Annotated in this window: 16 protein-coding genes; 6 read left to right on the plus strand and 10 right to left on the minus strand. The window is 73.5% G+C overall.

Features of this window, described 5'->3' with window-relative positions:
• The first annotated feature begins 129 nt into the window (after positions 1-129).
• Positions 130-1644, plus strand: coding sequence for a class I adenylate-forming enzyme family protein (locus ZF1_RS12865; protein WP_482637359.1), 1515 nt, complete (start codon positions 130-132; stop codon positions 1642-1644).
• A 24-nt stretch (positions 1645-1668) separates the two neighbouring features.
• On the opposite strand, the gene ZF1_RS12870 is transcribed toward ZF1_RS12865, so the two are convergent.
• The 5 genes from ZF1_RS12870 to ZF1_RS12890 are packed head-to-tail and all read right to left on the minus strand — an operon-like array spanning position 1669 to position 8625.
• Complete coding sequence (locus ZF1_RS12870; protein ID WP_073575115.1) at positions 1669-3429, minus strand: acyclic terpene utilization AtuA family protein; 1761 nt, start codon at positions 3427-3429, stop codon at positions 1669-1671.
• Positions 3426-4253 carry a TIGR03084 family metal-binding protein gene (locus ZF1_RS12875; protein ID WP_308292830.1) on the minus strand — a complete coding sequence of 276 codons (828 nt, stop codon included), beginning with the start codon at positions 4251-4253 and terminating at the stop codon, positions 3426-3428. Before ZF1_RS12875 ends, ZF1_RS12870 begins: the two co-directional genes overlap by 4 nt.
• Positions 4254-4264: 11 nt before the next feature.
• A complete protein-coding gene (locus ZF1_RS12880; RefSeq protein ID WP_073575113.1) occupies positions 4265-5026 on the minus strand; it encodes an enoyl-CoA hydratase/isomerase family protein in 762 nt (253 codons plus the stop codon).
• A 1-nt stretch (position 5027) separates the two neighbouring features.
• The gene (locus ZF1_RS12885; RefSeq protein WP_073575112.1) at positions 5028-7016 is read right to left on the minus strand and encodes an acetyl/propionyl/methylcrotonyl-CoA carboxylase subunit alpha; all 1989 of its coding nucleotides are present in this window, start codon (positions 7014-7016) and stop codon (positions 5028-5030) included.
• A gap of 7 nt (positions 7017-7023) precedes the next feature.
• Positions 7024-8625: an acyl-CoA carboxylase subunit beta gene (locus ZF1_RS12890; protein ID WP_073575111.1), complete on the minus strand. Its 1602-nt coding sequence runs from the start codon at positions 8623-8625 to the stop codon at positions 7024-7026.
• 306 nt (positions 8626-8931) lie between these two features.
• On the opposite strand from ZF1_RS12890, the gene ZF1_RS12895 reads away from it, so the two are divergent.
• Complete coding sequence (locus ZF1_RS12895) at positions 8932-10650, plus strand: AMP-binding protein (RefSeq protein ID WP_202416943.1); 1719 nt, start codon at positions 8932-8934, stop codon at positions 10648-10650.
• Positions 10651-10724: 74 nt separating this feature from the next.
• On the opposite strand, the gene ZF1_RS12900 is transcribed toward ZF1_RS12895, so the two are convergent.
• Positions 10725-11648 carry a DUF5996 family protein gene (locus ZF1_RS12900; RefSeq protein ID WP_073575109.1) on the minus strand — a complete coding sequence of 308 codons (924 nt, stop codon included), beginning with the start codon at positions 11646-11648 and terminating at the stop codon, positions 10725-10727.
• A gap of 38 nt (positions 11649-11686) precedes the next feature.
• Complete coding sequence (locus tag ZF1_RS12905; protein ID WP_073575108.1) at positions 11687-12433, minus strand: flavodoxin family protein; 747 nt, start codon at positions 12431-12433, stop codon at positions 11687-11689.
• 81 nt (positions 12434-12514) lie between these two features.
• Here ZF1_RS12905 and ZF1_RS12910 point away from each other — a divergent pair, with 81 nt between their 5' ends.
• The gene (locus ZF1_RS12910; RefSeq protein WP_217266876.1) at positions 12515-15310 is read left to right on the plus strand and encodes a helix-turn-helix transcriptional regulator; all 2796 of its coding nucleotides are present in this window, start codon (positions 12515-12517) and stop codon (positions 15308-15310) included.
• 148 nt (positions 15311-15458) lie between these two features.
• Here ZF1_RS12910 and araA read toward each other — a convergent pair whose 3' ends face one another.
• From araA to araB, 3 genes are read right to left on the minus strand one after another with little or no spacing between them, the layout of a single operon-like run.
• Positions 15459-16970 carry an L-arabinose isomerase gene (araA, locus tag ZF1_RS12915; protein ID WP_073575107.1) on the minus strand — a complete coding sequence of 504 codons (1512 nt, stop codon included), beginning with the start codon at positions 16968-16970 and terminating at the stop codon, positions 15459-15461.
• A gap of 31 nt (positions 16971-17001) precedes the next feature.
• Positions 17002-17688, minus strand: a complete 687-nt coding sequence (locus ZF1_RS12920; RefSeq protein ID WP_073575106.1) for an L-ribulose-5-phosphate 4-epimerase — start codon at positions 17686-17688, stop codon at positions 17002-17004.
• Positions 17685-19388 carry a ribulokinase gene (gene araB, locus ZF1_RS12925; protein WP_073575105.1) on the minus strand — a complete coding sequence of 568 codons (1704 nt, stop codon included), beginning with the start codon at positions 19386-19388 and terminating at the stop codon, positions 17685-17687. The genes ZF1_RS12920 and araB overlap by 4 nt, the downstream gene beginning before the upstream one ends.
• Before the next feature lie 341 nt (positions 19389-19729).
• Between araB and chvE the strand changes: the two genes are divergently transcribed.
• The 3 genes from chvE (at position 19730) to mmsB (ending at position 23714) form a co-directional block, all read left to right on the plus strand.
• Positions 19730-20860 (plus strand): multiple monosaccharide ABC transporter substrate-binding protein, encoded by a 1131-nt coding sequence (gene chvE, locus ZF1_RS12930; RefSeq protein ID WP_062402894.1) that lies wholly within the window; start codon positions 19730-19732, stop codon positions 20858-20860.
• A gap of 89 nt (positions 20861-20949) precedes the next feature.
• Entirely contained in the window at positions 20950-22467 is a 1518-nt protein-coding gene (locus tag ZF1_RS12935) for a sugar ABC transporter ATP-binding protein (RefSeq protein WP_073575378.1), read from the plus strand.
• Positions 22464-23714 carry a multiple monosaccharide ABC transporter permease gene (gene mmsB, locus ZF1_RS12940; protein ID WP_073575104.1) on the plus strand — a complete coding sequence of 417 codons (1251 nt, stop codon included), beginning with the start codon at positions 22464-22466 and terminating at the stop codon, positions 23712-23714. Before ZF1_RS12935 ends, mmsB begins: the two co-directional genes overlap by 4 nt.
• Positions 23715-23764 lie beyond the last annotated feature (50 nt).

The following is a 23764-nucleotide window of genomic DNA, read 5'->3' on the forward strand; positions in this document are numbered from 1 at the left end:
GGGCGTGGGCGCGCCGTGACGGACCGCCGGGGACCCGTCGGGGCGCGTGACGTGCCGCGTCGTTCCCGGTAGGTTCCGCTAGTGAACAGCTGATCACCTCACGACGGCGTGGGTGCGCGGAGCGCGGTCGTGGCCGAGGAGGACCCGCCGATGAACATCGCCACGCTCCTGCGCCGCAGTGCGGCCGACCACCCGGCGGACGTCGCGCTCCGGCTGGACGACGACGAGGTCGACTACGCCGGGTACGCCGAACGCGGCGCCCGCTTCGCCGCGTACCTGAGGCACACCGGGGTCGAGCCGGGGGAGCGGGTCGGGTTCCTCCTGCCGAACTGCCCCGAGTACCTGGTCGGGCTGCTCGGTACGTGGCAGGCCGGCGCGGTCGGCGTGCCGCTCAACCGGATGTTCCCCGACGCGGCGCTCCGCCACGTCGTGCGCGACTCCGGGCTGCGGGTGCTCGTGCTGCCCGCCGCGGACCGGGACCGGGTCGCCGCGCTGCTGGGCGACGAGTGCCCGGAGCTGCTGACGACCGACGGGTTCGCCGCGGCCCTGGCGGCCCACGAGCCCGCGGCCGACGTGCTGCCCCGGCTCGACGGCGAGGACGCCTGCATCATGTACACCTCGGGCTCGACCGGGGTGCCGAAGGGCGTGCGGCAGACCCACCGCAACCTCGCCGCCGAGGCGGAGGGCGCCATCGGCCGCTACCGGCTCACCGCCGCCGACCACGTGCTGAACTGCATGCCGCTGTTCCACGTCGGCGGCCTGCAGCTGGCGAGCCTGCCGTTGCTGCTGCTCGGCGGGCAGATCACGTTCATGCCGCGCTGGGACGTCGTGCGGTGGCTGGAGCTGGCCCAGGAGCTGCGTCCGACCTTCGGTGGCCTGATCTCCACGATGATGATCGACGTCGGCAACCGGACGGTGGGGTCGCCGGTGGTGCTCGACTCCTTCCGGATCTGCATGTTCGGCGGTTCCCGCACCCCCACGGCCGCGATCGAGCGGCTCGAGGCGGGGACCGGGATCGCGGGCGTGGAGATCTACGGCCAGACCGAGCAGAACGGCCTGGTGGTCACCTACGGCCCGGACGACGTGCGGCGTCCGGACTCGATGGGCACCCCGCTGGAGCAGATCGTGCGCACGCGGCTCGTACCCGTCGGCGGCGGCCCGGACCTGCGCCCGGGGGACGACGGCGTCGGCGAGCTCTGGGTCCGGGGGGACGCGGTCACACCGGGGTACTGGAACATCGACGTCCCGGAGAAGTGGTCGGCGGACGGCTGGTTCCGCACCGGTGACCTCATGTCGCAGGACGCGGACGGCTACCTGTACTACGTCGACCGGATCGACGACATGATCGTCTCGGGTGGGGAGAACGTGTTCCCGCAGATGGTGGAGGAGCACCTCGCCGACCATCCCGACCTGGCCGAGGTCGCGGTGATCGGCACGGCCCACGAGCGCTGGGTCGAGCAGGTGACCGCGGTGGTCGTCCCCAACAAGCCCGGCGTCACCGTGGAGCAGATCGCCGCCTGGTGCGCCGCCGACCCGAACCTGCGGGGGATGCACGGACCCAAGCGGATCGAGATCGTCGACGCGCTTCCCCGCACGGGCAGCGGCAAGCTCGACCGGCCCGAGCTGCGCGCGATGTTCCCCTGACCCGGCGCGGGGCCGCCGCCCCGGTCAGCCGGGCAGCAGGGCGACGGGGACGTCGACGAGGCGGCTGCGCAAGTACTCGCCCAGCCCCTTGGCCTGCGGGTCGGGGCGGGTGGCGGAGGCGACGCCGGCCCCCAGGATCCCGACCACGACGATGTTCAGTGCGCGCAGGTTCGGCAGGGCGAAGCGGCGGATCTCCAGCCCGGCGGCCTCCGGCAGCAGCTCGCGGACGCGCTCGACGGTGAGGTGGCCGCGCAGCCACGCGTACTCGTCGTCGGTGCGGGTCCAGAGCCCGATGTTCGCGTTGCCGCCCTTGTCGCCGGAGCGGGCCGCCGCGATCTCGCCCAGCGGCAGCCGCCGGGTGGCCCCCGCCACGGGTGCCGGCACGACCGGCTCGGCCGGGGCGGGGATCCCGGCGGTGACCGGGCTGTGCGGCACCGGTGTCGTGGTGCCGTCGGGCAGCGTGACCAGGTGCTCCACCTCGGAGGCGGGCACCAGGGTGGGCCAGTACACGCCGAAGGCGCTCTCGGACGAGGGTGGCGTCGTGGTGTGGAAGCCCGGATAGCCGCCGAGGGCGAGCTCCATCGTGGTGTTGGAGAAGGCCCGCCCGACCGTGCGTCGGTCGGGATCCTTCACGGTGACCCGCAGGTGGGCGGTGGCCTCGGCGTTGGTGGGGGCGTCGGGGTGGTCGAAGCGCAGCAGCTGCGCGTCGAACTCGGCGAAGCGCTCCCGCCCGCCCAGCAGCTCGACGAGCTGCTGCTCGGCCCAGGCGGCCTTCTCCTCGATCCGGGTGCCGGTGAGCACGAGGGTCATGGTGTTGCGGTAGCCGCCCTCGTAGTTCAGCGCCACCTTGAGCCGGTCGGTGGGCGCGCTGCCTCGGGTGCCGGAGATCAGTACGCGGTGCTCGCCGTCCTGCGTGAGCTGCAGCGAGTCGAAGTGCGCCACGGCGTCCGGGCCGAGGTAGGCGGGTTCGCCGATCTCGTAGAGCAGCTGGGCGGTGACGGTGCCCGGCGAGACGAGCCCGCCGGTGTCCGCGTGCTTGGTGATCACGCTGGACCCGTCGGCGGCGACCTCGGCGATCGGGAAGCCGGGGTAGCGGCGGTCGGTGATCTCCTCGAAGAAGGAGTAGTTCCCGCCGGTGGCCTGCGGGCCGCACTCGATGACGTGCCCGGCGGCCATGGCGCCGGCGATCGCGTCGAAGTCGGTGCGCTCCCAGCCGTGCCACCACGCGGCGGGGCCGACGACCACGGAGGCATCGGTGACCCGCCCGGTGACGACGACGTCCGCATCGGCGCGCAGGGCCTCGGTGATGCCCCATGCGCCCAGGTAGGCGTTGGCGGACACCGGGTTCACCCCCGCGTCGGCGAGCGTGACGCCGGTGTCGAGGTGGGCCAGGGTGTGCCCGGCGGCCTGGATGTCGTCGAGCCGGTCGACCAGGTCGTCGCCGTGCACGTAGGCGATCCGCGGGGCGAGGCCGAGCCGCTGCGCCAAGGCGGTGAGGTCGGACGCCAGCCCGGCGGGGTTGAGCCCGCCCGCGTTCGACACGATCCTGATGCCGCGGTCCAGGCAGGTGCCCAGCACGTGCTCGACCTGGGTGAGGAAGGTCTTCGCGTAGCCGCTGGTCGGGTCCTTCCGCCGCGCCTTGTAGAGGATCAGCATCGTCAGCTCGGCGAGGTAGTCGCCGGTCAGCACGTCGATCGGCCCGCCCTCGACCATCTCCCGCGCGGCGGTGATGCGGTCGCCGTAGAAGCCGGAGCAGTTGCCGATGCGCACCGGTGCGCGGGTCATGCGGGCCCTCCTGCGGGGGTACGGGTCGGGGCGGGGAACGCCGCGGTGACGGCGCCGGGGGCGCGGCCGGGGCCGGGCGGGTTGGCGAAGGTCTGGGCGATCGAGACCCAGTCGGCGGCGACCGGCCCGGTCGTGGCCACGTCGGTGTCGTCGGGGTGCCTGCGCTGGGTCGCGACCAGGCAGAAGCCCAGGGCGGAGCCGGTGACCCGGTCCGCGGCGTCCTCCGGGCCCCAGGTCCACAGCGCGCCGGAGGGGGCGACCAGCTCCACCCGCACGGGCGCCTCCGGGACCTCACGGCCGTTGTTGCGGAAGGTGAAACCGAAGGTCTGCACCCCCAGGTGGGCGACGTGGCGCAGCCGGTCCGTCGGCTCCCGGAGCATCCCGAGTGCGTCGGCGACGTCCTGGCCGTGCGCCCAGGTCTCCATCAGCCGGGCGGTGACGGAGGACAGGGCGCTCATGTCCGGCCCGTACCAGGGCAGCCGGGTCTTCGGCCCGATGCCGCGGAAGGTGCTGACGAGGGCGTCGCGGGCCCCGGCGAACCAGGCCCGGACCTCCTCGGCCCGCAGACCCGCGTGGTCCGCGGCGATCCGGTCGGGGAAGCCGGGCCCGAGCTCCTGCAACCCGTCCGCCCGCGTGCGGAAGGTCGCCGGGTCCGTCGCCGCGAGGGTGGCCGCCTCGTCGAACCAGGCGAGGTGGGTGAGCTGGTCGCGGACGGTCCAGCCCTCGGCCGGCGTGGGGCCGCCGATGGCGGCGTCGTCGAGATCGGCGACCATCGCGCGGACGACCGCGCTCTCGGCCTCCAGGTCGTCGAGGACCGTCTCCATGGTCACCATGGTCAGGCCCCCTGCCAGACGGGGGCACGCTTCTCCCGGAACGAGAGCGGGCCCTCCTGGGCGTCCTGCGACAGGTAGACCGGTTCCCAGATCTCCTCGGCACGCTCGTAGGCCTCGGCGCGGGTGTGGCTCGCCGACAGGTACACGGTCCGCTTGGCCGCGAGCACCGACAGCGGGGCGTTGGCCGCGATCCGCTCGGCCAGCCGCTGGGTGTGCCCGCGCAGCTCGGCGGCGGGCACCACGTCGTTGACCAGCCCGTGGCCCTGCGCCTCGGCCGCGCCGATCGGGTCGCCGGTGAGCAGGATCTTCATCGCGACCCGCGGCGGGACCAGCCAGGACAGCGGCGCGGCCCACGGGGAACCGCGACCGATCCTGACCTCGGACACCGCGAAGCGGGCGTGCTCGGCGGCCACCACCAGGTCGCACTGCTGGGCCAGGAGGAACCCGCCGCCGTAGGCGATCCCGTTGACCGCCGCGATCGTCGGCTTGGGGACGTCGATGTTGCGGCCGAGCTGGGGCAGGAAGTCCGGGGGCGGGACCCGGAGCGCGACGTCGTTCATCTCCTTGAGGTCGCCGCCCGCGCAGAACGCCTTCTCCCCGGAGCCGGTCAGCACCAGGACCTTCGCCGTGTCGTCGGCGTTGAACCGGTGGACGCCGTCGAACAGGCCCTCGCGGACGGCCCTGCTGAGGGCGTTGCGGGCCTCGGGGCGGTCGATCGTCAGCCAGGCGACGCCGTCGGTCACCTCGTAGGTCACGTCGCTCATGTCAGGCCTGCGCCTCCTCGATGACGGCGAGGACCTCGCCGGACTCCACGGTGTCCCCGACCTGCACGCCCAGCTCGGCGACGGTGCCGGCGACCGGGGCGCGCACCAGGTGCTCCATCTTCATGGCCTCGAACACCACGACGACCGCACCCCGCTCGACCTGCTGCCCGACCCCGGCCGCGACCCGGACGACGGTGCCGGGCATGGGCGCGAGCAGCGAGCCGGGGGCGGCGTCGGTGCCGGGCTCGGGCAGCCGGGCCCGCTCGGTCAGTGTGGTGGCGCCGAGCGCGCTGTCGACGTGGACGGTGTCGCCGACGCGGTGCACCCGCACGGCGCGCCGCACACCGCCGACCTGCAGGTCGACCCGGTCCGCGGTGGCGGCGAGCACGGCCGCGCCCGGGAGCGCGGTCCCGTTCACGCCGGCCTCGAGCGTGCCGCGGCCGAGCCGGTAGGTCACGTCGAGGTCGGTGTCGCCGGCCCGGTACTCCGCGTGCTGGAAGGCGCTGCGGACGTTCCGCCAGCCCGACGGCACCGGCTGCTGGACCGCGGCGCCCGCCCGGCGGTCCGCCTGGTCGGCCAGGGCGGCGACGAGGGCGTGCACGGCGAGGGTGGACTCCGCCGGGGTGCCGACGAGTGCGGTGGGCTGATGGCGGGTGAGGTAGCCGGTGTCGGTCCGCCCGGCCAGGAACTCCGGCTCGCGCAGGACGGCGACGAGCAGGTCCCGGTTGGTGACCGGGCCGTGGATCTCGGCCTCGGACAGCGCCCGCGCGAGCTTCCGGGCGGCCTCGGTGCGGGTGCGGCCGTGCGCGATCACCTTGGCCAGCATCGGGTCGTAGTGCGTCCCGACCACCGAGCCGTCCCGCACACCGGTGTCGACGCGCACACCGGGCAGGGCGGGCACGGAGAACCGGTGGAGGGTCCCCGACCCGGGCAGGTAGTCCCGGCTCGGGTCCTCGGCGTAGAGCCGGGCCTCGATCGCGTGCCCGGTGATGGTGGCCCCGGTGGCCTCCACGGGCAGCGGCTCGCCCTCGGCGACCGCGATCTGCAGCGCCACCAGGTCGAGGCCGGTGATCTCTTCGGTGACCGGGTGCTCGACCTGCAGACGGGTGTTGACCTCGAGGAAGAAGAACTCGCCGTCCTGCGCCATGACGAACTCGACGGTCCCGGCGCCGGTGTAGCCGATCGCCGCACCCGCGGCGACGGCGGCGTCCCCGAGACGGGTGCGCAGCGCGTCGTCGACGGCGGGGGAGGGGGCCTCCTCCACGATCTTCTGGTATCGGCGCTGGATCGAGCACTCCCGCTCGAACAGGTGCACCACGGTGCCGTGCGTGTCGCCGAAGATCTGCACCTCGACGTGGCGCGGGTCCTCGACGAACCGTTCGAGGAACACGGTGCCGTCGCCGAAGGCCGACGCGGCCTCGCGCCGGGCCCCGGTCACGGCGTCGACCACCTCGGACGCGGAGCGGACGATGCGCATGCCGCGTCCGCCACCGCCGAAGGCGGCCTTCACCAGCAGCGGGTAGCCGATGCCGTCGGCGAGGGCGGAGACGGCGGCGGCGTCGGCCTGTGCGGCGTCGTCGATCGTGGCGCCGGGCAGGACGGGCACGCCCGCCTTCTCCATCAGCTCCTTCGCCGCGATCTTCGAGCCCATCGCCTCGATGGCCTCGACCGGCGGGCCCACGAACGTGATGCCGGCGGCCGCGCAGGCGCGGGCGAAGTCCGCGTTCTCGGACAGGAAGCCGTAGCCGGGGTGGATCGCGTCGGCGCCGGTGAGCAGCGCGGCCTCGATGATCAGGTCGGCGCGCAGGTAGGTCTCCGACGGGGCGGCGCCGGGGAGCCGCACCGCCTCGTCGGCGGCCTCGACGAACAGGGCGTCGGTGTCCGGGTCGGAGTGGACGGCGACCGTGACGATGTCCAGGGCCCGCGCGGAGCGGATGATCCGTTCGGCGATCTCCCCGCGGTTGGCCACCAGCAGCTTGTGGATGGTCATGCCTCACTCACATCCGGAAGACGCCGTAGCCACGCTGGCCGGCGACGATGTTCGAGTGCGCGGTCGACAGGGCGATGCCGAGCACGGTGCGGGTGTCACGGGGGTCGATCAGGCCGTCGTCGTAGAGCCGGGCCGTGACGAAGAAGGCGTGCGACTCCTGCTCGATCTGGGCCTCGACGGCGGCGCGGTTGCGCTCGTCGGCCTCGGCGTCGAACTCCCGGCCCGACGACGCGGCGGACTGCCTGGCGACGATCGACATCACGCCGGCGAGCTGCGCGGCGCCCATGACGGCGAGCCGGGAGCCCGGCCAGGCGAACATCAGCCGCGGGTCGTAGGCGCGTCCGGACATGCCGTAGTTCCCGGCGCCGAAGGACGCGGCCAGGTTCAGCGTGATGTGCGGGACCTTGCTGTTCGCCACCGAATTGATCATCTTGGAGCCGTCCTTGATGATCCCGCCCTGCTCGTAGCTCTTCCCCACCATGTAGCCGGTGGTGTTCTGCAGGAAGATCAGGGGCGTGTCCGTCTGGTTCGCCAGCTGGATGAACTCCGAGGCCTTCTTGGCCTCCTCGCTGAACAGCACGCCGCGGGCGTTGGCGAGGATGCCCACGGGGTAGCCGTGGATCGACGCCCAGCCGGTGACGAGGCTGGTGCCCCACAGCGGCTTGTAGTCGCCGAACCGGGAGCCGTCGACCACGCGGGCGATCACCTCGCGCGGGTCGAAGGGCACCTTGATGTCCGACGGCGCGATGCCCAGCAGCTCGTCGGGGTCGTGGACCGGCTCGTCGGCGGGCAGCGTGGGACCGGGGCCGAGCTTGCGCCAGTTGAGTTCGGAGACGATCCGGCGCCCGATCCGGATGGCGTCGCGCTCGTCGACGGCGAAGTGGTCGCACAGGCCGGAGACCTTGGCGTGCATCGCGGCGCCGCCGAGCTCCTCGTCGTCGGACTCCTCTCCGGTGGCCATCTTCACCAGCGGCGGGCCGCCGAGGAACACCTTGGCCTGCTGGTCGACCATCACGGCGTGGTCGCACATGCCGGGCACATAGGCGCCGCCCGCGGTGGAGTTGCCGAAGACGAGCGCGATCGTCGGGATCGCCATCGAGGACAGCTCGGTCAGGTCGTGGAAGATCTTGCCCGCGGGCACGAACAGCTCGGACTGGGTGGGCAGGTCCGCCCCGCCGGACTCGACGAGGTTGATCGTGGGGAGCCGGTTGATGCGCGCGATCTCCAGGGCGCGCAGCGTCTTCCGCAGCGAGTACGGGTTCATCGCGCCACCGCGGACGGTGGGGTCGTGGGCGATGATCATGCACTCGACGCCGGAGACGACGCCGATCCCGGTCACGATGGAGGCGCCCACGGTGAACGGGGTGCCCCAGGCCGCGAGCGAGGAGAGCTCGAGGAACGCGGCGTCGCGGTCGAGGAGCAGCTCGATGCGCTCCCGGACGAGCAGTCGCCCGCGGTCGCGGTGGCGCTGCTGGTAGCGCTCGCCGCCCCCGGCGATGGCGGTCCGGACCTGCTCGTCGAGCTCGGCCAGGACCGTCTCCGCGTGCGCGCGGTTGGCGAGGTAGACCTCGTCCGAGGTGTCGAGCGCGGAGCGCAGGACGGTCGTCACGGGTGTCCCCCCTGGTCCGAGCGGGCCGGGCCCGGGCCGTGTTCCCGGAGGTCCCTGTGCCCGGAGCTCTCCCGAACGTCCACATCGACTCCTCTGCGCATCCGGCCGGCCGGGCGTCGTCGCCCGCAACGAGTGCATCGTCGTTCACTAACCATGCCGGTGGCAAGTCCTGTCGCCACCACCGGCCGGGCCCGGCGCGGGCGCGTCCGGACCCGCATGGGCGGCCCGGCCGCGGCGTCGCGCCGGCGCCCGGGAAGTTGTGAACGACGAGTGACTAAGGGCTTGTGGTCGGCAGGTGATGCCGCGATGCTGTCCGCCTCAGGTGAGCTCGGCAAGGAGGCTGGTGTGGACCTGCAGGGACAGCTCGGGACGATCGATGTCACGCGCCTGCGCGGACGGCGTGCGGTGAACCGCTGGGAGCGGACCTCGGTCGGGGACGTGTTCGAGCGCCTGACCTGGAGCTACCCCGAGAAGACCGCGCTCACCGGCCGGCCCGGTGCCTACGGCGAGGAGCGGTTCGCCTCCGTCACCTACCGCGAGGCCGACGGGATCACCAGCCAGGTCGCCCACGCCCTCGCGGCCCGGGGGCTGGAGCCGGGCGCGCGGGTGCTGCTGTTCTGCGAGAACTCCGTCGAGGCCTACCTGGCCAAGGTCGGTGTCGCGAAGGCGGGCATGGTGGCCGTACCGGTGAACCCCGCCCTCGCCCCGGACGTGCTCGAGCACCTGATCGGACAGGCCGAGCCGGGCCTGGCCATCGTCGACGCGGAGCTGTGGCCGCGGGCCGAGCAGGCGTTCACCGCCACCGGCCTGCGGGTCGGCGCCACGATCGCGATCGGCGGCGGGCCCGTCGCGGGGAGCCCGAGCTTCGGGGGTCTCCTCGACGGTCTGCCGACGACCGAGCCCGACGTCGAGATCCACGCGGACGACATCTGGGAGATCCTCTACACCTCGGGCACCACGGCGATGCCCAAGGGCGTGATGATCTCGCACGGGTCGACCCACCTCGCCGCGCTGAACTTCACGGTCTCGCTGACCCGCGGCCTGCGGGTGGAGACCGACCTCAGGGTCGCCACCGCGCTGCCGATGATCTACCACGTCGGCGACCAGATCTTCACCTTCTCGGCGTTCCTGGCCGGTGGCTCCCTGGTGCTCGGCCGGCGCCCGCTGCCCGACCAGCTCGTGGCCACGATCGCCGAGGAGCGCCCGACCGCGCTGTGGGCGGGCTCCCCGCAGTTCGTCGCCGCGATCGACGCCGTGGCGGAGCGGACGGGCGCGGACCTGTCCAGCCTGACCGTGCTGGTGTACGGCTGGGGAGCCCTCGAACCGGCCGTGTACGCGCGGCTGCAGGACCGGGCCCCCGGCCTCGTGGTGCTGGGCATCTTCGGGCAGACCGAGGCGATCGCCTGCCACCGGTTCTGGCCCGCCACGTGGAGCGAGGTCTACGCGCGGACGGCTCCGTCGGTGAACTACGTCGGCGTCCCGAGCCCGCTCCTCGCCTCCGACGTCGTCGACGAGACCGGGGTGTCGGTTCGGGACACCCCGCACGTCCCGGGCGAGGCGGTGTACCGCAGCCCCGTCGTCACGGCGGGCTACTACCTGAACGAGGAGGCCACGCGGGAGGCGTTCCGCGGAGGCTGGTTCCACTCCGGGGACAGCGCATCCGTCGACGAGGACGGTCTGCGGATCATGGTGGACCGCTTCAAGGACATCGTGAAGTCCGGTGGCGAGAACGTCTCCAGCCTGCGGGTGGAGTCCGTCCTGCACGGGCACCCGGCCGTGGAGAAGGCGGCGGTGATCGGGCTGCCGCACCCCCGCTGGGGCGAGGCCGTCACGGCGGTCGTCGTGCTGCGGGAGGGCGCGGAGGCCGACGCGGAGTCGATCATCGCGCACTGCCGGGCGACGCTGGGCGGGTACGAGACGCCGAAGGCGGTCGTGTTCGTGGACGGTCTGCCCGAGACCGTGGGCGGGAAGGTCCTGAAGTACCGGCTCCGGGCGCGGCACGGCGCCCTGTTCGAGCAGGTCTGAGCGCGGACGATGCGCCCCGGCGCGGCCGGCCCGCGGCCCCGCCGGGGCGGGCCGCGGGACGACCGGCACACCGGTCACGCCCAGCGCAGCGGGTCGTCCTCCAGTGCGGAGCGGTCCCAGCGCCCGAGGTCCGCGGCGGCCCCGTAGGTCGTGCGGAGGAACTCGGCGACCGCGCGGTCCGGGTCCGGTGCGGCGCGGGCGATCTCGTAGGGCAGCAGGAACTGCTGGAAGTCCGCGCTGTAGAAGGCACCGTCGGGGCCGACCGGGGCCTCGGCGAAGCCGTCGGGCGCGGGGTAGGCGTAGGAGTAGAAGGCGCCCTCCTCGCCGCCACCGGGCCAGAAGCCGCAGCTGGACAGCTCCCGCGAGTAGCCCTCGACCATGACCCAGTCGCCGCAGTTGGGCACTCCGCCCGGGTGCGGTGGCGCCGTCCGACCGGAGAAGCGGGTGCAGGCCAGGTCCATGCCGCCCCAGAAGAAGTGCACCGGGCTGACCTTGCCGACGAAGTGCGACCGGAACTCACCGATCACCCGGTTCGCCTGCAGCAGCTGCCGCCAGAACAGGGTGGCCGCCTCGGCGTCGTAGGAGGCGTGGGTGTGGTCCTCGGCGAACGGGATCGCCGGGTCGACCTCGTTGGGGTGCGGCCGGATCGGCGCGGAGACCCCGAGCCTGTCGAGCACGTCCAGGACCGTGCCGTAGAACTCGGCGACCGGCATCGGCGCCAGCCCGAAGCCGAGCGCGCCGCCGTCGCTGCTGCGGACCTCGAGCCGGTGGCCCAGCAGGTCCAGCTCGATCTCGAAGGCCCCGGTGCCGAACGGGACCGCCGACGTCGTCAGCCCGCGCGGGCCCACGTACAGCGTCACCTGCCACCAGTGGTTGAGCAGCGGGGCGTGGGCCATGCGGATCTTGCCCACGATCTGGGTCCACATGTGCAGGGTCTCGCGGGTGGCGGTCCAGTCCGCCACGCGCAGGCTCGGCCAGCTCGTCGTCGTGCTGCTCATCGGGTCTCCTCGTGGGCGTGGGTCGGCCGTCGCCCGCGTCAGCGGTACTCGGGGTTGGTGTGCCCGGGGTGTGTGCCGTCGTCCCAGGCCGTGCGCTGGTTGCCGTGGGCCGGGAACCCGCCCGCGCCCCGGATCATCGCAGCGAGGTGCATCAGGTTGTAGGTCATGAACGCGATGTTGCGGTTGGTGAAGTCGTTCTCCGGACCGCCGGAACCCTCGTCCAGATAGGACAGGCCGGGGCCGACCTCGCCGAGCCAGCCGGCGTCGGCCTGGGGCGGGACGGTGAACCCGATGTGCTGGAGGCTGTAGAGGATGTTCATCGCGCAGTGCTTGAGGCCGTCCTCGTTGCCGGTGAGCAGGCACCCGGCGACGCGGCCGTAGTAGGCGTACTGGCCGCGGGGGTTCAGCACGCCCGAGTGGCCGTACAGGCGCTCGATGACCCGCTTCGTCACGGAGCTGTTGTCGCCCAGCCAGATCGGCCCGCCGATGACGAGGATGTCGGCGGCGAGGACGCGGTCGAGCAGTGCGGGCCACGCGTCGGTGTCCCAGCCGTGCTCGGTCATGTCGGGGCGGACGCCGGTCGCGATGTCGTGGTCGACGGCGCGGAACCGGTCGACGCCGACCCCGTTCGCCTCCATGATCTCGATGCTGCGGTCGATGACGCCCTGGGTGTGGCTGCGGCCGGGGGAGCGGTTGAGGGTGCAGTTGACGTAGGTCGCACGGAGCCCGGTGAAGTCCGGACTCCCGGACGGCGCGGACGCATCGGTGGGTGCGGGGCGGGTCACCCGGCGAGTGTCGGGTCCGGCCGGTCCCGGCGGATCGGTCACCGGATCGGTCGCCGGGACGATCCGGACGACGTGGTTACGGTGGTGCGACGGATCGGCCGTGCCACGGTCGCCGGCGGGACGGGGCTGCGGGGGATCATGGAGCTGTTCGGGCGGCGTACCGAGACCGCGGCGCTGGAACGGTTGCTGGCACGCGCGGCCGGCGGCGCGGGTGCGGCGCTCGTGCTGTGGGGGGAGCCGGGAATCGGCAAGACCGCACTGGTCGACCACGTCGTCGACGCCGCGTCCGGGGTCACGGTGCTCCGGACCCGGGGTACCCGGATCGAGACGGGGCTCGCCTTCGGCGCACTGCACGCGCTGCTGTGGCCGGTGCTGGACCGGCTCGACGAGCTCCCGGACCCGCAGGCCGCCGCGCTGCGCGGCGCGTTCGGGATCAGCCGGGACCCGGCCAACCGGTTCCTCATCGGCGCGGCCGTGGTGTCGCTGCTCTCCGGCCTGGCCCGGGAGCGGCCGGTGCTCGTCGTCGTCGACGACGCGCAGTGGGTCGACGAGGCGACGGCGCACTGTCTGGGCTTCCTCGCGCGCCGGGTGCGGACCGAGCCGGTCCTGGTGATCCTGACCGACCACGCGGACCCGTCCCCGGGGCCGTGGGACGGGGTGCCGGCGCTGGAGGTCGTGGGCCTCACCGACGACGCCGCCCGCCGGCTGGTCGCCGCCGCCGTCCCCGGCGCCGACGAGGCCCTCGTCGAGGGCACGGTCGCGACGGCGGGGGGCAACCCGCTCGCGCTGCAGGAGCTGCCCACCGTCGCCCGCGACGCCCGCGACGGGGCGTCCGGGGAGCCGATGCCGGTGGGGCCCCGGTTGCGGCAGGCGTTCTGCGCCCGTGCCGAGGCGCTGAAACCGGCCACCCGGGCGTTGCTGCTGCTGGCGGCCGCCGAGGGGCGGGGCGACCGGCACGTCGTCGACCGGGCCGGTGCCGGGTGGGGTGTCGACGCCTCCACCTGGGACGAGGCGCTGCACTCCGGGCTGCTGCAGGCCTCGGGCCCCCGCCTCCGGTTCCGCCACCCGCTGGTGCCGGCCGCCCTCTACGACGGCGCCCCCTTCCCGGACCGCCGGGCCGCGCACCGCGCGCTGGCCGCGGCGCTGCCACCCGAGGCCACCGAGCACCGCGCCTGGCACCTGGCGGCCGCCGCGGACGGCGCCGACGAGGACGTCGCGGTGCTGCTGGAGCAGGCGGCCGCCCGGTGCCTGGAGCGCAGCGCCGGCCCACTGGCGGCACGCACGCTGCGGCGGGCCGCCGACCTGTCACCGGACCCCGTGGACGCCGCGCGCCGGCTGGCGCTCGCCGCCCGCGCCGCCTGGGACGCCGGCGACGCCGAGGGGGCCCGGCGGCTGCTCGACGACGCCGAGCGCCTGGGCGGAATGGAGCCCGTCGTGCGGCGCAGCGGCGGGCTGCGCGGGATCCTCGAGTTCACCGTCGGCCTCTCCGAGCGCGCCCACCACTACCTGGTGGGGGACATGGCCGTCGTCGACGGGACGCGCACGGCGATGGAGCTGGGCACGGTGGCGGCCCGCGCGGCGTGGTCGGCGGGCCGCCCGGACCTGCAGCAGACGGCGCTGGCGCGGCTGCTCGCCCTCGACCCCGCCGGCGAGCCGGCACCGGTCATGCGGACGCTGCGGTCCTGGTGGGCCTGCTACGACGGGACCGGCCGGGCCGCCGGGCCGCTCCCGGCCACGGACGCCGCCACCGTCGGCCTGCTCGGGACCGTGCCGTGGGAGCTGCTGCCGCCCGTGCCGCTGGCCCAGGCCTGCGGGGTCGAGGGGCCCCTGCACGACGTGCTGCGGATGCAGGCCGCGCAGCTGCGGCGGCGGCACGAGCTCGCCGCGCTCGCGATGGTCCTCGCGCAGAGCGCGGTCCTCGACGTCGCGGCGGGCCGGTGGGAGACGGCCGAGGCCGGGGCCACCGAGGGCCTGCGGCTGGCCGAGGAGGTCGGGGCGGACCACGTGGCGAGCCAGTGCCGGCTCTGTCTGGCCAACCTGGCCGCGGCCCGCGGCGACGCCCCCGGACTGGACGGCCACACCACCCGGGCGCTGGCCGTCTCGGTCCTGCAGGGGGTGCGCGCGCTCACCGCGTCGGCGTACTGGGTGCGGGGCCGGGCCGCGCTGTTCGAGGGCAGGCCCCGCGACGCCCTGCACCACCTGATGCCGCTCGGCGAGCCCGGCCACGAGGCCGCCCACCCCACGTTCGCGCTGCTCGCCGCCCCGGACACCGCCGAGGCCGCGACGCAGGAGGGCCGTACGGAGACGGCCGCGGCCCGGCTGGTGGCCGTCGAGACGTGGGCCCGGCGGACCGGCGCCCACTGGGCCCGTACCGCCGCCCACCGTCTCCGTGCCCTCGCCGCCGGCGGCCCGGACACGGAGGCCGCGTACCGGGCTGCGCTCGACGGCGCGGGTACCGTCCCGGATCCGTTCGAGCAGGCCCGCACCCGGCTGCTCTACGGCGAGTGGCTGCGGCGGGTCCGCCGGCGCGCCGACGCCCGGCACGAACTCACCGGGGCGGCCGAGACCTTCGCCCGCCTCGGCGCGGCGCCGCTGCGGGCACGGGCGGTGCGGGAGCTGGGCCTGGCCGCGCAGTCCGGGGCGCGGCACGAACCGGCCGGAGCCGGGCTCACCGCCCAGGAGCTGCGGGTCGCCCAGCTGGCCGCCGAGGGGCTCACCAACCGGGAGATCGCGGCCCGGCTGCTGATCAGCCACCGCACGGTCGGGCACCACCTGGGCAGCGTCTACCCCAAGCTCGGCGTCACCTCCCGTGCCGAGCTCGCGCGGCTCGACGTGGCGGGCGACCTGAGGTTCCGCACCCCCGGGCGCAGGCAGTGACCCGGCCGCCGGTAGGTGACCGATCGCGCGCCGGCTCGCGTCGGAAGCGAGCCGTCCCCACCTGCCGTGGGCGAGGCGCGTCCCCGTCCTGGACCACGGTGCCGGCCACCCGTCGGAGGCGGCCGGCACCGTGGCCGGGGAGCGGAGCTCAGAAGCCCCGCGCGAGCCGGTGGTAGGCGTTGTTCCACCGCAGCTCGTGCAGGAAGGTCCGCGGGCTCGTGGTGTCGCCGATGTGCACCAGCTCGGTCCCGACGATCTCGGCCAGGTCGTCCAGGGCCTCGACGCCGACGGCGGTCGACAGCACCGTGTGGTGCGGGCCGCCCGCCATCAGCCAGCACTCGGCCGAGGTGGCCAGCGACGGCTCCGGGACCCAGGTCGCCGTCGCCACCGGCAGCCTCGGCATGGGCTCGTCCGGGTCGACGACCTCGACGTCGTTGCTGACCAGGCGGAAGCGCTCCCCGAGGTCGCAGATGCCGAGCACCACGCCCGGGCCCGGGTCGGCGGTGAACCGCAGCCGGACCGGGTCCTCGCGCCCGCCGATGCCCAGCGGGTGGATCTCCAGCGACGGCCGGGACCCGGTGATGCTCGGGCAGACCTCCAGCATGTGCGCCCCGAGGATGCGTTCGCGGCCGGGCCGCAGGTGGTAGGTGTAGTCCTCCATGAACGACGTGCCGCCGGGCAGCCCGGTGGCGACGACCTTCACCGCGCGCAGCATCGCCGCGGTCTTCCAGTCGCCCTCGGCGCCGAAGCCGTAGCCGTCGGCCATCATGCGCTGCACCGCGAGACCGGGGAGCTGGCGCAGTCCGCCGAGGTCCTCGAAGTTCGTGGTGAACGCCTGCGCGCCCGCCGCCTCCAGGAACGAGCGCAGCCCGATCTCGACCCGCGCGCCGTAGCGGAGCGCCTCGTGCCGGTCGCCGTCGGGGAGCAGTTCGGGGACGACGGCGTAGACCTCGGCGTACTCGGCGACGAGCTTGTCGACGTCGGTGTCGGGGACCTGGTCGACGACGGCGACGAGGTCGTTCACGCCGTAGGTCTGCACCGACATCCCGAAGACCCGGGTGGCCTCGACCCGGTCGCCGTCGGTCACGGCGACGTCGCGCATGGAGTCGCCGAACCGGACCAGCCGCAGCGAGCGCAGCTCGGCGGCACCGGCGGCCGCGCGGGTCCAGGTCCCGATGCGGTCCCGGAGCACCGGGTCGGAGACGTGCCCGGCGACGGTCTTGCGGGCCAGGCCGAGCCGGGTCTGGACGTAGCCGAACTCGCGGTCGCCGTGCGCGGCCTGGTTGAGGTTCATGAAGTCCATGTCGATCTCCGACCAGGGGAGGTCGACACCGGCCTGGGTGTGCAGGTGCAGCAGCGGGCGGGTCAGGGCCTCGAGCCCGGGGATCCACATCTTCGCCGGGGAGAAGGTGTGCATCCAGGTGATGACGCCGAGGCAGCGGTCGTCGGCGTTGGCCTCCAGGCAGATCCGCCGGATGGCGTCGGCGTCGGTGAGGACGGGCTTCCACACCACCCGCACCGGTATCTCGTCGGCGGTGTCGAGCCGGTCGGCGACGACCTTCGACTGGTCGGCGACCTGGGCGAGGGTCTCCTCGCCGTAGAGGCCCTGGCTCCCGGTCAGGAACCAGACCTCGTAGCTGTCGAGCAGCGAGCCACTCATCGGACGTCCCTCCTGCGGGGTGCGGCGGCGCTCAACGCTGCCCGTAGACGTTCTGGTAGCGGTCCCAGAGGCTGTCGATCTCGGCCTGGGGGATGGGCACGGTGTCGCCGAGCTGGCGGGCGAGGTGCACGGTGCGGGCGACGTCCTCGCACATCACCGCGGCCTTCACCGCGGCACGGGCGTCGGCACCGATGGTGAACACGCCGTGGTTCTGCATGATCACGGCGGGGGAGCGGCTGCCGGCCAGTGTCTCGACGACGCCGCGGCCGATCGACTCGTCGCCGATCAGCGAGAACGGACCGATGGGGATGTCCCCGCCGAATTCGTCGCTCATCGCGGTGAGCACGCACGGGATCGGCTCGGCGCGCGCCGCCCATGCGCTGGCGTAGGTGGAGTGGGTGTGCACCACGCCGCCGACCCCGGGCATGGCCCGGTAGACGTGGGCGTGCGCCGCGGTGTCCGACGACGGCGTCAGGTCGCCCTCGACGGGGGTGCCGTGCAGGTCGCACAGCACCATGGTCTGCGGGGTCAGGTCGTCGTAGGAGACCCCGCTGGGCTTGATGACCATCAGGTCGTGGCCGGGGACGCGGGCCGAGACGTTGCCCGCCGTCCAGACGACCAGCCCGTAGCGGACGAGCTCGGCGTGCAGCGCGCACACCTGCTCGCGCAGCCGCGCCACGGTGGCGGCGACGCCGGGGGAGGCCAGGGTGTCGGTCATGCGTCGAGGTCTCCTTCTCGCTGGGCGCGCGCCTCGCGGCGGATCGCGCGCAGGCGGTGCATCACGTCGTCGCCGCCCCGGCCGAAGTGGTCGTGCAGGCGGGTGTACTCGGCGAACAGGGCGTCGTAGGACTTCGCTGACTCCTCGTCGGGCAGGTGTGCGCCCTCCCGGACGCGGCCCATCGCGGCGGCCGCGGTGGGCATGTCGGGGTGGACCCCCGCGGCGACGGCCGCGTGGATCGCCGAGCCCAGGGCCGGGCCCTGCCCGGTCTCGACGACGGTGAGCGGCAGCCGGGTCACGTCGGCGTAGATCTGCATGAGCAGGGCGTTGCGGGTGAGCCCGCCGGAGACGATCAGCTCGGTCACCGGGATGCCGGAGGCCGCGAAGGTCTCCACGATCATCCGGGTGCCGAACGCGGTGGCCTCCAGCAGCGCCCGGTAGGTGTCCTCGGGCCGGGTCGCGAGGGTCTGCCCGACGACGACGCCGGACAGCTCGTGGTCCACCAGCACCGACCGGTTGCCCGAGTGCCAGTCGAGCGCGACGAGCCCGTGCTCGCCGACCGCCTGCCCGGCGGCCAGCTCGGTGAGGTACTCGTGGATGCCGAGCCCGCGCGCCCGGGCGGCCTCGTGGTGGGCGGGCGGCACGCCGTGCTCGACGAACCAGCCGAAGATGTCGCCGACGCCGCTCTGCCCGGCCTCGTAGCCCCAGAGCCCGGAGACGATGCCGCCGTCGACGACACCGCACATCCCGGGCACCTCGCGCAGCACGTCGGAGCTCATGACGTGGCAGGTGCTGGTCCCCATGATCGCGACCATCTGCCCGGGCCGGACGGCGTTCGCCGCGGCGGCGGTGACGTGGGCGTCGACGTTGCCGACGGCGACCGCGATCCCCTCGGGCAGCCCGGTCCAGCCTGCCGCCTCGGCGGTCAGCGTCCCGGCGACGGCGCCCAGCTCACCGATCTCGTGGGCGACCTTGGTCTCGGCGAACCCGGCGAAGGCCGGGTTCAGCGCAGCGAGGAAGTCGCGGCCGGGGTAGGCGCCGTCCTGCAGGATCCCCTTGTAGCCGGCCGAGCAGGCGTTGCGGACGTAGCGGCCGCACAGCTGCCAGACGATCCAGTCCGCGGCCTCGACCCAGCGCTCGGTCCTGGCGTAGACCGCGGGGGCCTCCTCCAGGATCTGCAGACCCTTCGCGAACTCCCACTCCGAGGAGATGAACCCGCCGTAGCGGGGGAGCCAGCTCTCGCCGCGTTCGGCGGCGAGGGCGTTGATGCGGTGGGCCTGCGGCTGGGCGGCGTGGTGGCGCCAGAGCTTGGTGTACGCGTGGGGCTCGTCGGCGAGGTCGGGCACCTCGTTCAGCGGGGTGCCGTCGCGCAGGGTCGGGACCATGGTGCAGGCGGTGAAGTCGGTGGCGATGCCGACCACCCGCGCCGGGTCCACCCCGGCGGCGGCGACCGCCTCGGGGACGGCGCGGCGCAGGACGTCGACGTAGTCCGACGGCACCTGCAGCGCCCAGTCCGGCGGCAGGCGCAGGTCCGGCCGGCCCGGCAGGGCGTCGGTGACGACGGCGTGGGTGTAGGCGTGGACGGCGGTGCCGAGCTCGGCCCCGTCGGCGGCACGGACGACGGCCGCCCGTCCGGACAGCGTCCCGAAGTCGACGCCCACCACGAGGGCGTCGGTGGGGTCGACCGGTGGTCGGATCATGAGCACTTCCTCGGGTCACGAACGCGGCCGACCGGAGACCGGTCGGCGGCCGGATGTTATCGCTAACAGCATATGGGCTCAATGGTCCCCGGACGAGCGAACCCTGCGAACCGTTCACGGCGGTGCACGCTCACTCTCCGGTCGCCGTCGGGTGAGAAAGTGCGGTGGTCGGGGATCGTCGGGCCGGCTCGGGACGGAAAGACGCGGCGCATAACGGACGGGTAACGCCACTTCCGTGGCGACGACGGTGTGGTTAACGTTCACATTTCCGGGTTCAGTTCCCGATCGGGCGCGTCCCGCCCGCTGCCGTCTCGACGAGGAGATCGCCTGTGTTCACGAGGATGCGCACCGTCGCCGTCGGTGCCCTGCTGGTACTGGGTCTGGCCGCCTGCGGCGGCGAGGGCGCCGGGGGAGGTGGCGGCGCGGGGGCCGGGGAGGCACCCGGCGACCTGACGGTCGGGGTCTCCATGCCGACCCAGACCTCCGAGCGGTGGATCGCCGACGGCAATGCCGTCCGCGACCAGCTCACGGCCGCCGGCTACCAGGTGGACCTGCAGTACGCGAACGACGACATCCCCACCCAGTCCCAGCAGATCGACCAGATGGTCACCAGCGGGGCCGACCTCCTGCTCGTCGCGGCCATCGACGGGACCGCCCTGTCCGGGCAGCTGCAGGCGGCCAAGGACGCCGGCATCCCCGTGGTCGCCTACGACCGGCTGATCCGGGAGAGCCCGAACGTCGACTTCTACGTCACCTTCGACAACTTCCAGGTCGGGGTGGCACAGGCGAACGCGCTGCTGCGCGGCATGGGTCTGCAGAACGCCGACGGGTCGCCCGGCCCGGAGCGCGGCCCGGTCGTCGTCGAGCTGTTCGCCGGCTCGCTGGACGACAACAACGCCTTCTACTTCTTCGACGGCGCCATGTCGGTGCTGAAGCCGCTGATCGACGACGGCACGGTCCGGGTGAAGAGCGGTCAGACCACCATCGAGCAGGCCGCCACGCTGCGGTGGGCGCAGGAGACCGCGCAGAAGCGGATGGAGGACCTGCTCACCTCCTCCTACAACGACGGCAGCAGCCCCGACGGCGTCCTCTCGCCCTACGACGGCATCTCCCGCGGTGTCCTCACCGCCCTGCAGAACGCGGGCTTCGGCACCCCGGCCAAGCCGATGCCGACCGTCACCGGCCAGGACGCCGAGATCGCCTCGGTCAAGCTGATCGACGACGGGGTGCAGAGCTCCACGGTCTTCAAGGACACCCGTCAGCTGGCCGAGCAGGCGGTCGTCGCCGCGAAGGCGTTCCTCGACGGGGGCACCCCCGAGGCCAACGACACCACCACCTACGACAACGGGGTGAAGGTCGTCCCGTCCTACCTGCTGCCGGTCCGGACGGTGTTCAAGGCCGACATCGCGCCGGTCCTGGTCGACTCGGGCTACTACACGGCCGAGGACGTCGCCCGCGGCCGCCAGGGCTGAGTCCCGCGACCGGCCCCACCCCTTCCGTGACGGAGGACGACGTGACCGACCACGATCCCGGCGGCGACCCGCCGGACACCATCCTCGAGATGCGCGCCATCACCAAGACCTTCCCGGGGGTGACCGCGCTGTCGGAGGTCTCGCTCGCCGTGCGCCGCGGCGAGATCCACGCGATCTGCGGCGAGAACGGCGCCGGGAAGTCGACGCTGATGAAGGTGCTCTCCGGGGTGCATCCCGCAGGCACCTACGACGGCGAGGTCGTGCTGGACGGCCGGCCCGCCCGGTTCACCGGGATCCGCGACTCCGAGGCCGACGGCGTCGTGATCATCCACCAGGAGCTCGCGCTGGTGCCGCACCTGTCGATCGCCGAGAACGTGTTCCTGGGCAACGAGCGGCGCGGCCGGCTGGGACTGGTCGACTGGCGGCGCACGCACGCCGAGGCCGCCCGCCTGCTCCGCGAGGTGGGGCTCACCGAGAACCCCGCGACGCCGGTGGGCCGGCTCGGTGTCGGCAAGCAGCAGCTCGTCGAGATCGTCAAGGCGATGACCAAGGACGTCCGGCTGCTCATCCTCGACGAGCCGACCGCCGCGCTGAACGACACCGACTCCGCGCACCTGCTCGAGCTGATCAGGCGCTTCCGCGACGACGGCATCACCTCGATCATCATCTCGCACAAGCTCGACGAGATCGTCTCCACCGCCGACCGCACCACCGTCATCCGGGACGGCCGCACCGTCGAGACGTTCACCGTCGCCGACGAGCCCGCCCCGCGGAACCGGATCATCCGCGGGATGGTCGGCCGCGACCTGACCTCCTTCTACCCGGACCGGGTGAGCAGCCCGGGGGACGAGCTGCTGCGGATCACCGACTGGACGGTCTGGCACCCGACCCAGGACCGCAAGGTCGTCGACGCCGCGTCGCTGTCGGTGCGGGCCGGAGAGGTCGTCGGGATCGCCGGGCTGATGGGCGCGGGCCGCACCGAGCTCGCGATGAGCGTGTTCGGGCGGTCCTGGGGCCGCGAGGTCAGCGGCACCCTGGAGGTCGGGGGGCGCGAGGTCCGTGCCCGCTCGGTGCCCGAGGCGATCGAGGCCGGGCTGGCCTACGTCACCGAGGACCGCAAGCACTTCGGCCTGAACCTGATCGACGACATCCGGCGCAACGTGTCCGGTGCGGGACTGCACCGGCTCTCCCGCCGCGGCTGGGTCGACGGCGACGCCGAGCTGCGCGTCGCCGAGACCTACCGGCGCGACCTCGGGATCCGGGCCGCGAGCACGAGCGTCGGGGTGGGCACCCTGTCCGGCGGCAACCAGCAGAAGGTCGTGCTGGCCAAGTGGCTGTTCACCGAGCCCGACGTGCTGATCCTCGACGAACCGACCCGCGGGATCGACGTGGGTGCGCGCTACGAGATCTACGTGATCATCAACCGGCTCGTGGAGGCCGGGAAGGCGGTCCTGGTGATCTCCTCCGAGCTGCCCGAGCTCCTGGGGATCTGCGACCGCGTCTACACCCTGTCGGCCGGACGGATCACCGGTGAGGTGCCGGTCGCCGAGGCCACCCAGGAGGGCCTGATGACCCTCATGACCCAGGAGGCGGAGAGCTCCGCATGACCAGCACCCTCCCGAAGAAGGACCCCTCCTCCGACGAGCGTCCCGGCGCCGGCGCGGCCGCCCTGCACTCCGGCACGAGCAACCTGCGCCGGCTGCTCGCCGGCAACGTCCGCCAGAGCGGGATCGTGATCGCCTTCGTGGCGATCGTCGCGCTGTTCGCGGTGCTCACCGGAGGTGTCTCGCTGAGCCCGGGGAACATCACCAACATCGTCCTGCAGTACTCCTACATCCTGGTCCTCGCGATCGGGATGGTGATCGTCATCGTGGGTGGCCACATCGACCTCTCGGTGGGGTCGGTGGTCGCGCTGACCGGTGCGGTGGCCGCGGTCCTGGTGATCGGCGGCGGCCTGCCGTGGTGGGTCGGCGTCGTCGCGGCCGTCGGCGTCGGGGTGCTGGTCGGTGTCTGGCACGGGTTCTGGGTGGCCTACGTCGGCATCCCCGCCTTCATCGTCACCCTGGCCGGGATGCTGCTGTTCCGCGGCCTGACCCTGCAGGTACTGGGCAACATCTCCCTGTCGCCGTTCCCGGCGGGCTACCAGCAGATCGCGGGCGGCTTCCTCAACGGGCTCATCGGCGGCCAGGGCTACGACGCCTTCACCGTCCTGATCGGCGCACTCGGCGTGGCCGGGTACGCGGTGCTCGCCTACCGCAGCCGGGTCGCCAAGGTGCTCGACCTGCAACAGGTCGAGTCCTTCCCGCTGTTCGCCTGCCGGATCGCACTCGTCGGGCTGGTCGTCATGGCGTTCGCCTGGCAGCTCGCCTCCTCCCGCGGGCTGCCCGTGGTGCTGGTCGTCCTGTCGGTTCTGGTGCTCGCCTACGGGCTGCTCACCCGGCGCACCGTGTTCGGCCGGCACGTCTACGCCCTGGGCGGCAACGCGGCCGCGGCCCGGCTGTCGGGGGTGAAGGTCAAGGCCGTCACGTTCTGGATCTTCGTGAACATGGGCTTCCTGGCCGGGGTGGCCGGTGTCATCTACTCCGCACGCTCCAACGGCGCCCAGCCCGCGGCCGGGAACATGTTCGAGCTCGACGCGATCGCCGCCGCGTTCATCGGCGGTGCCGCGGTGACCGGCGGTGTCGGGACCGTGGTGGGCGCGCTGGTCGGCGGCCTGATCATGGCCGTGATGAGCAACGGGATGCAGCTCATGGGCGTCGACCAGTCCGTGCAGTCGGTCGTGAAGGGACTCGTGCTGCTGTTCGCCGTCGCGTTCGACGTCTGGAACAAGCGGCGCGCCCGTGGCGACGCCTGAGCGGGTGTGATCGCCCTCCGTAGAGGATGATCACGGACGGCTACGCTGCA

Source organism: Pseudonocardia sp. ZF1, assembly GCF_056835605.1.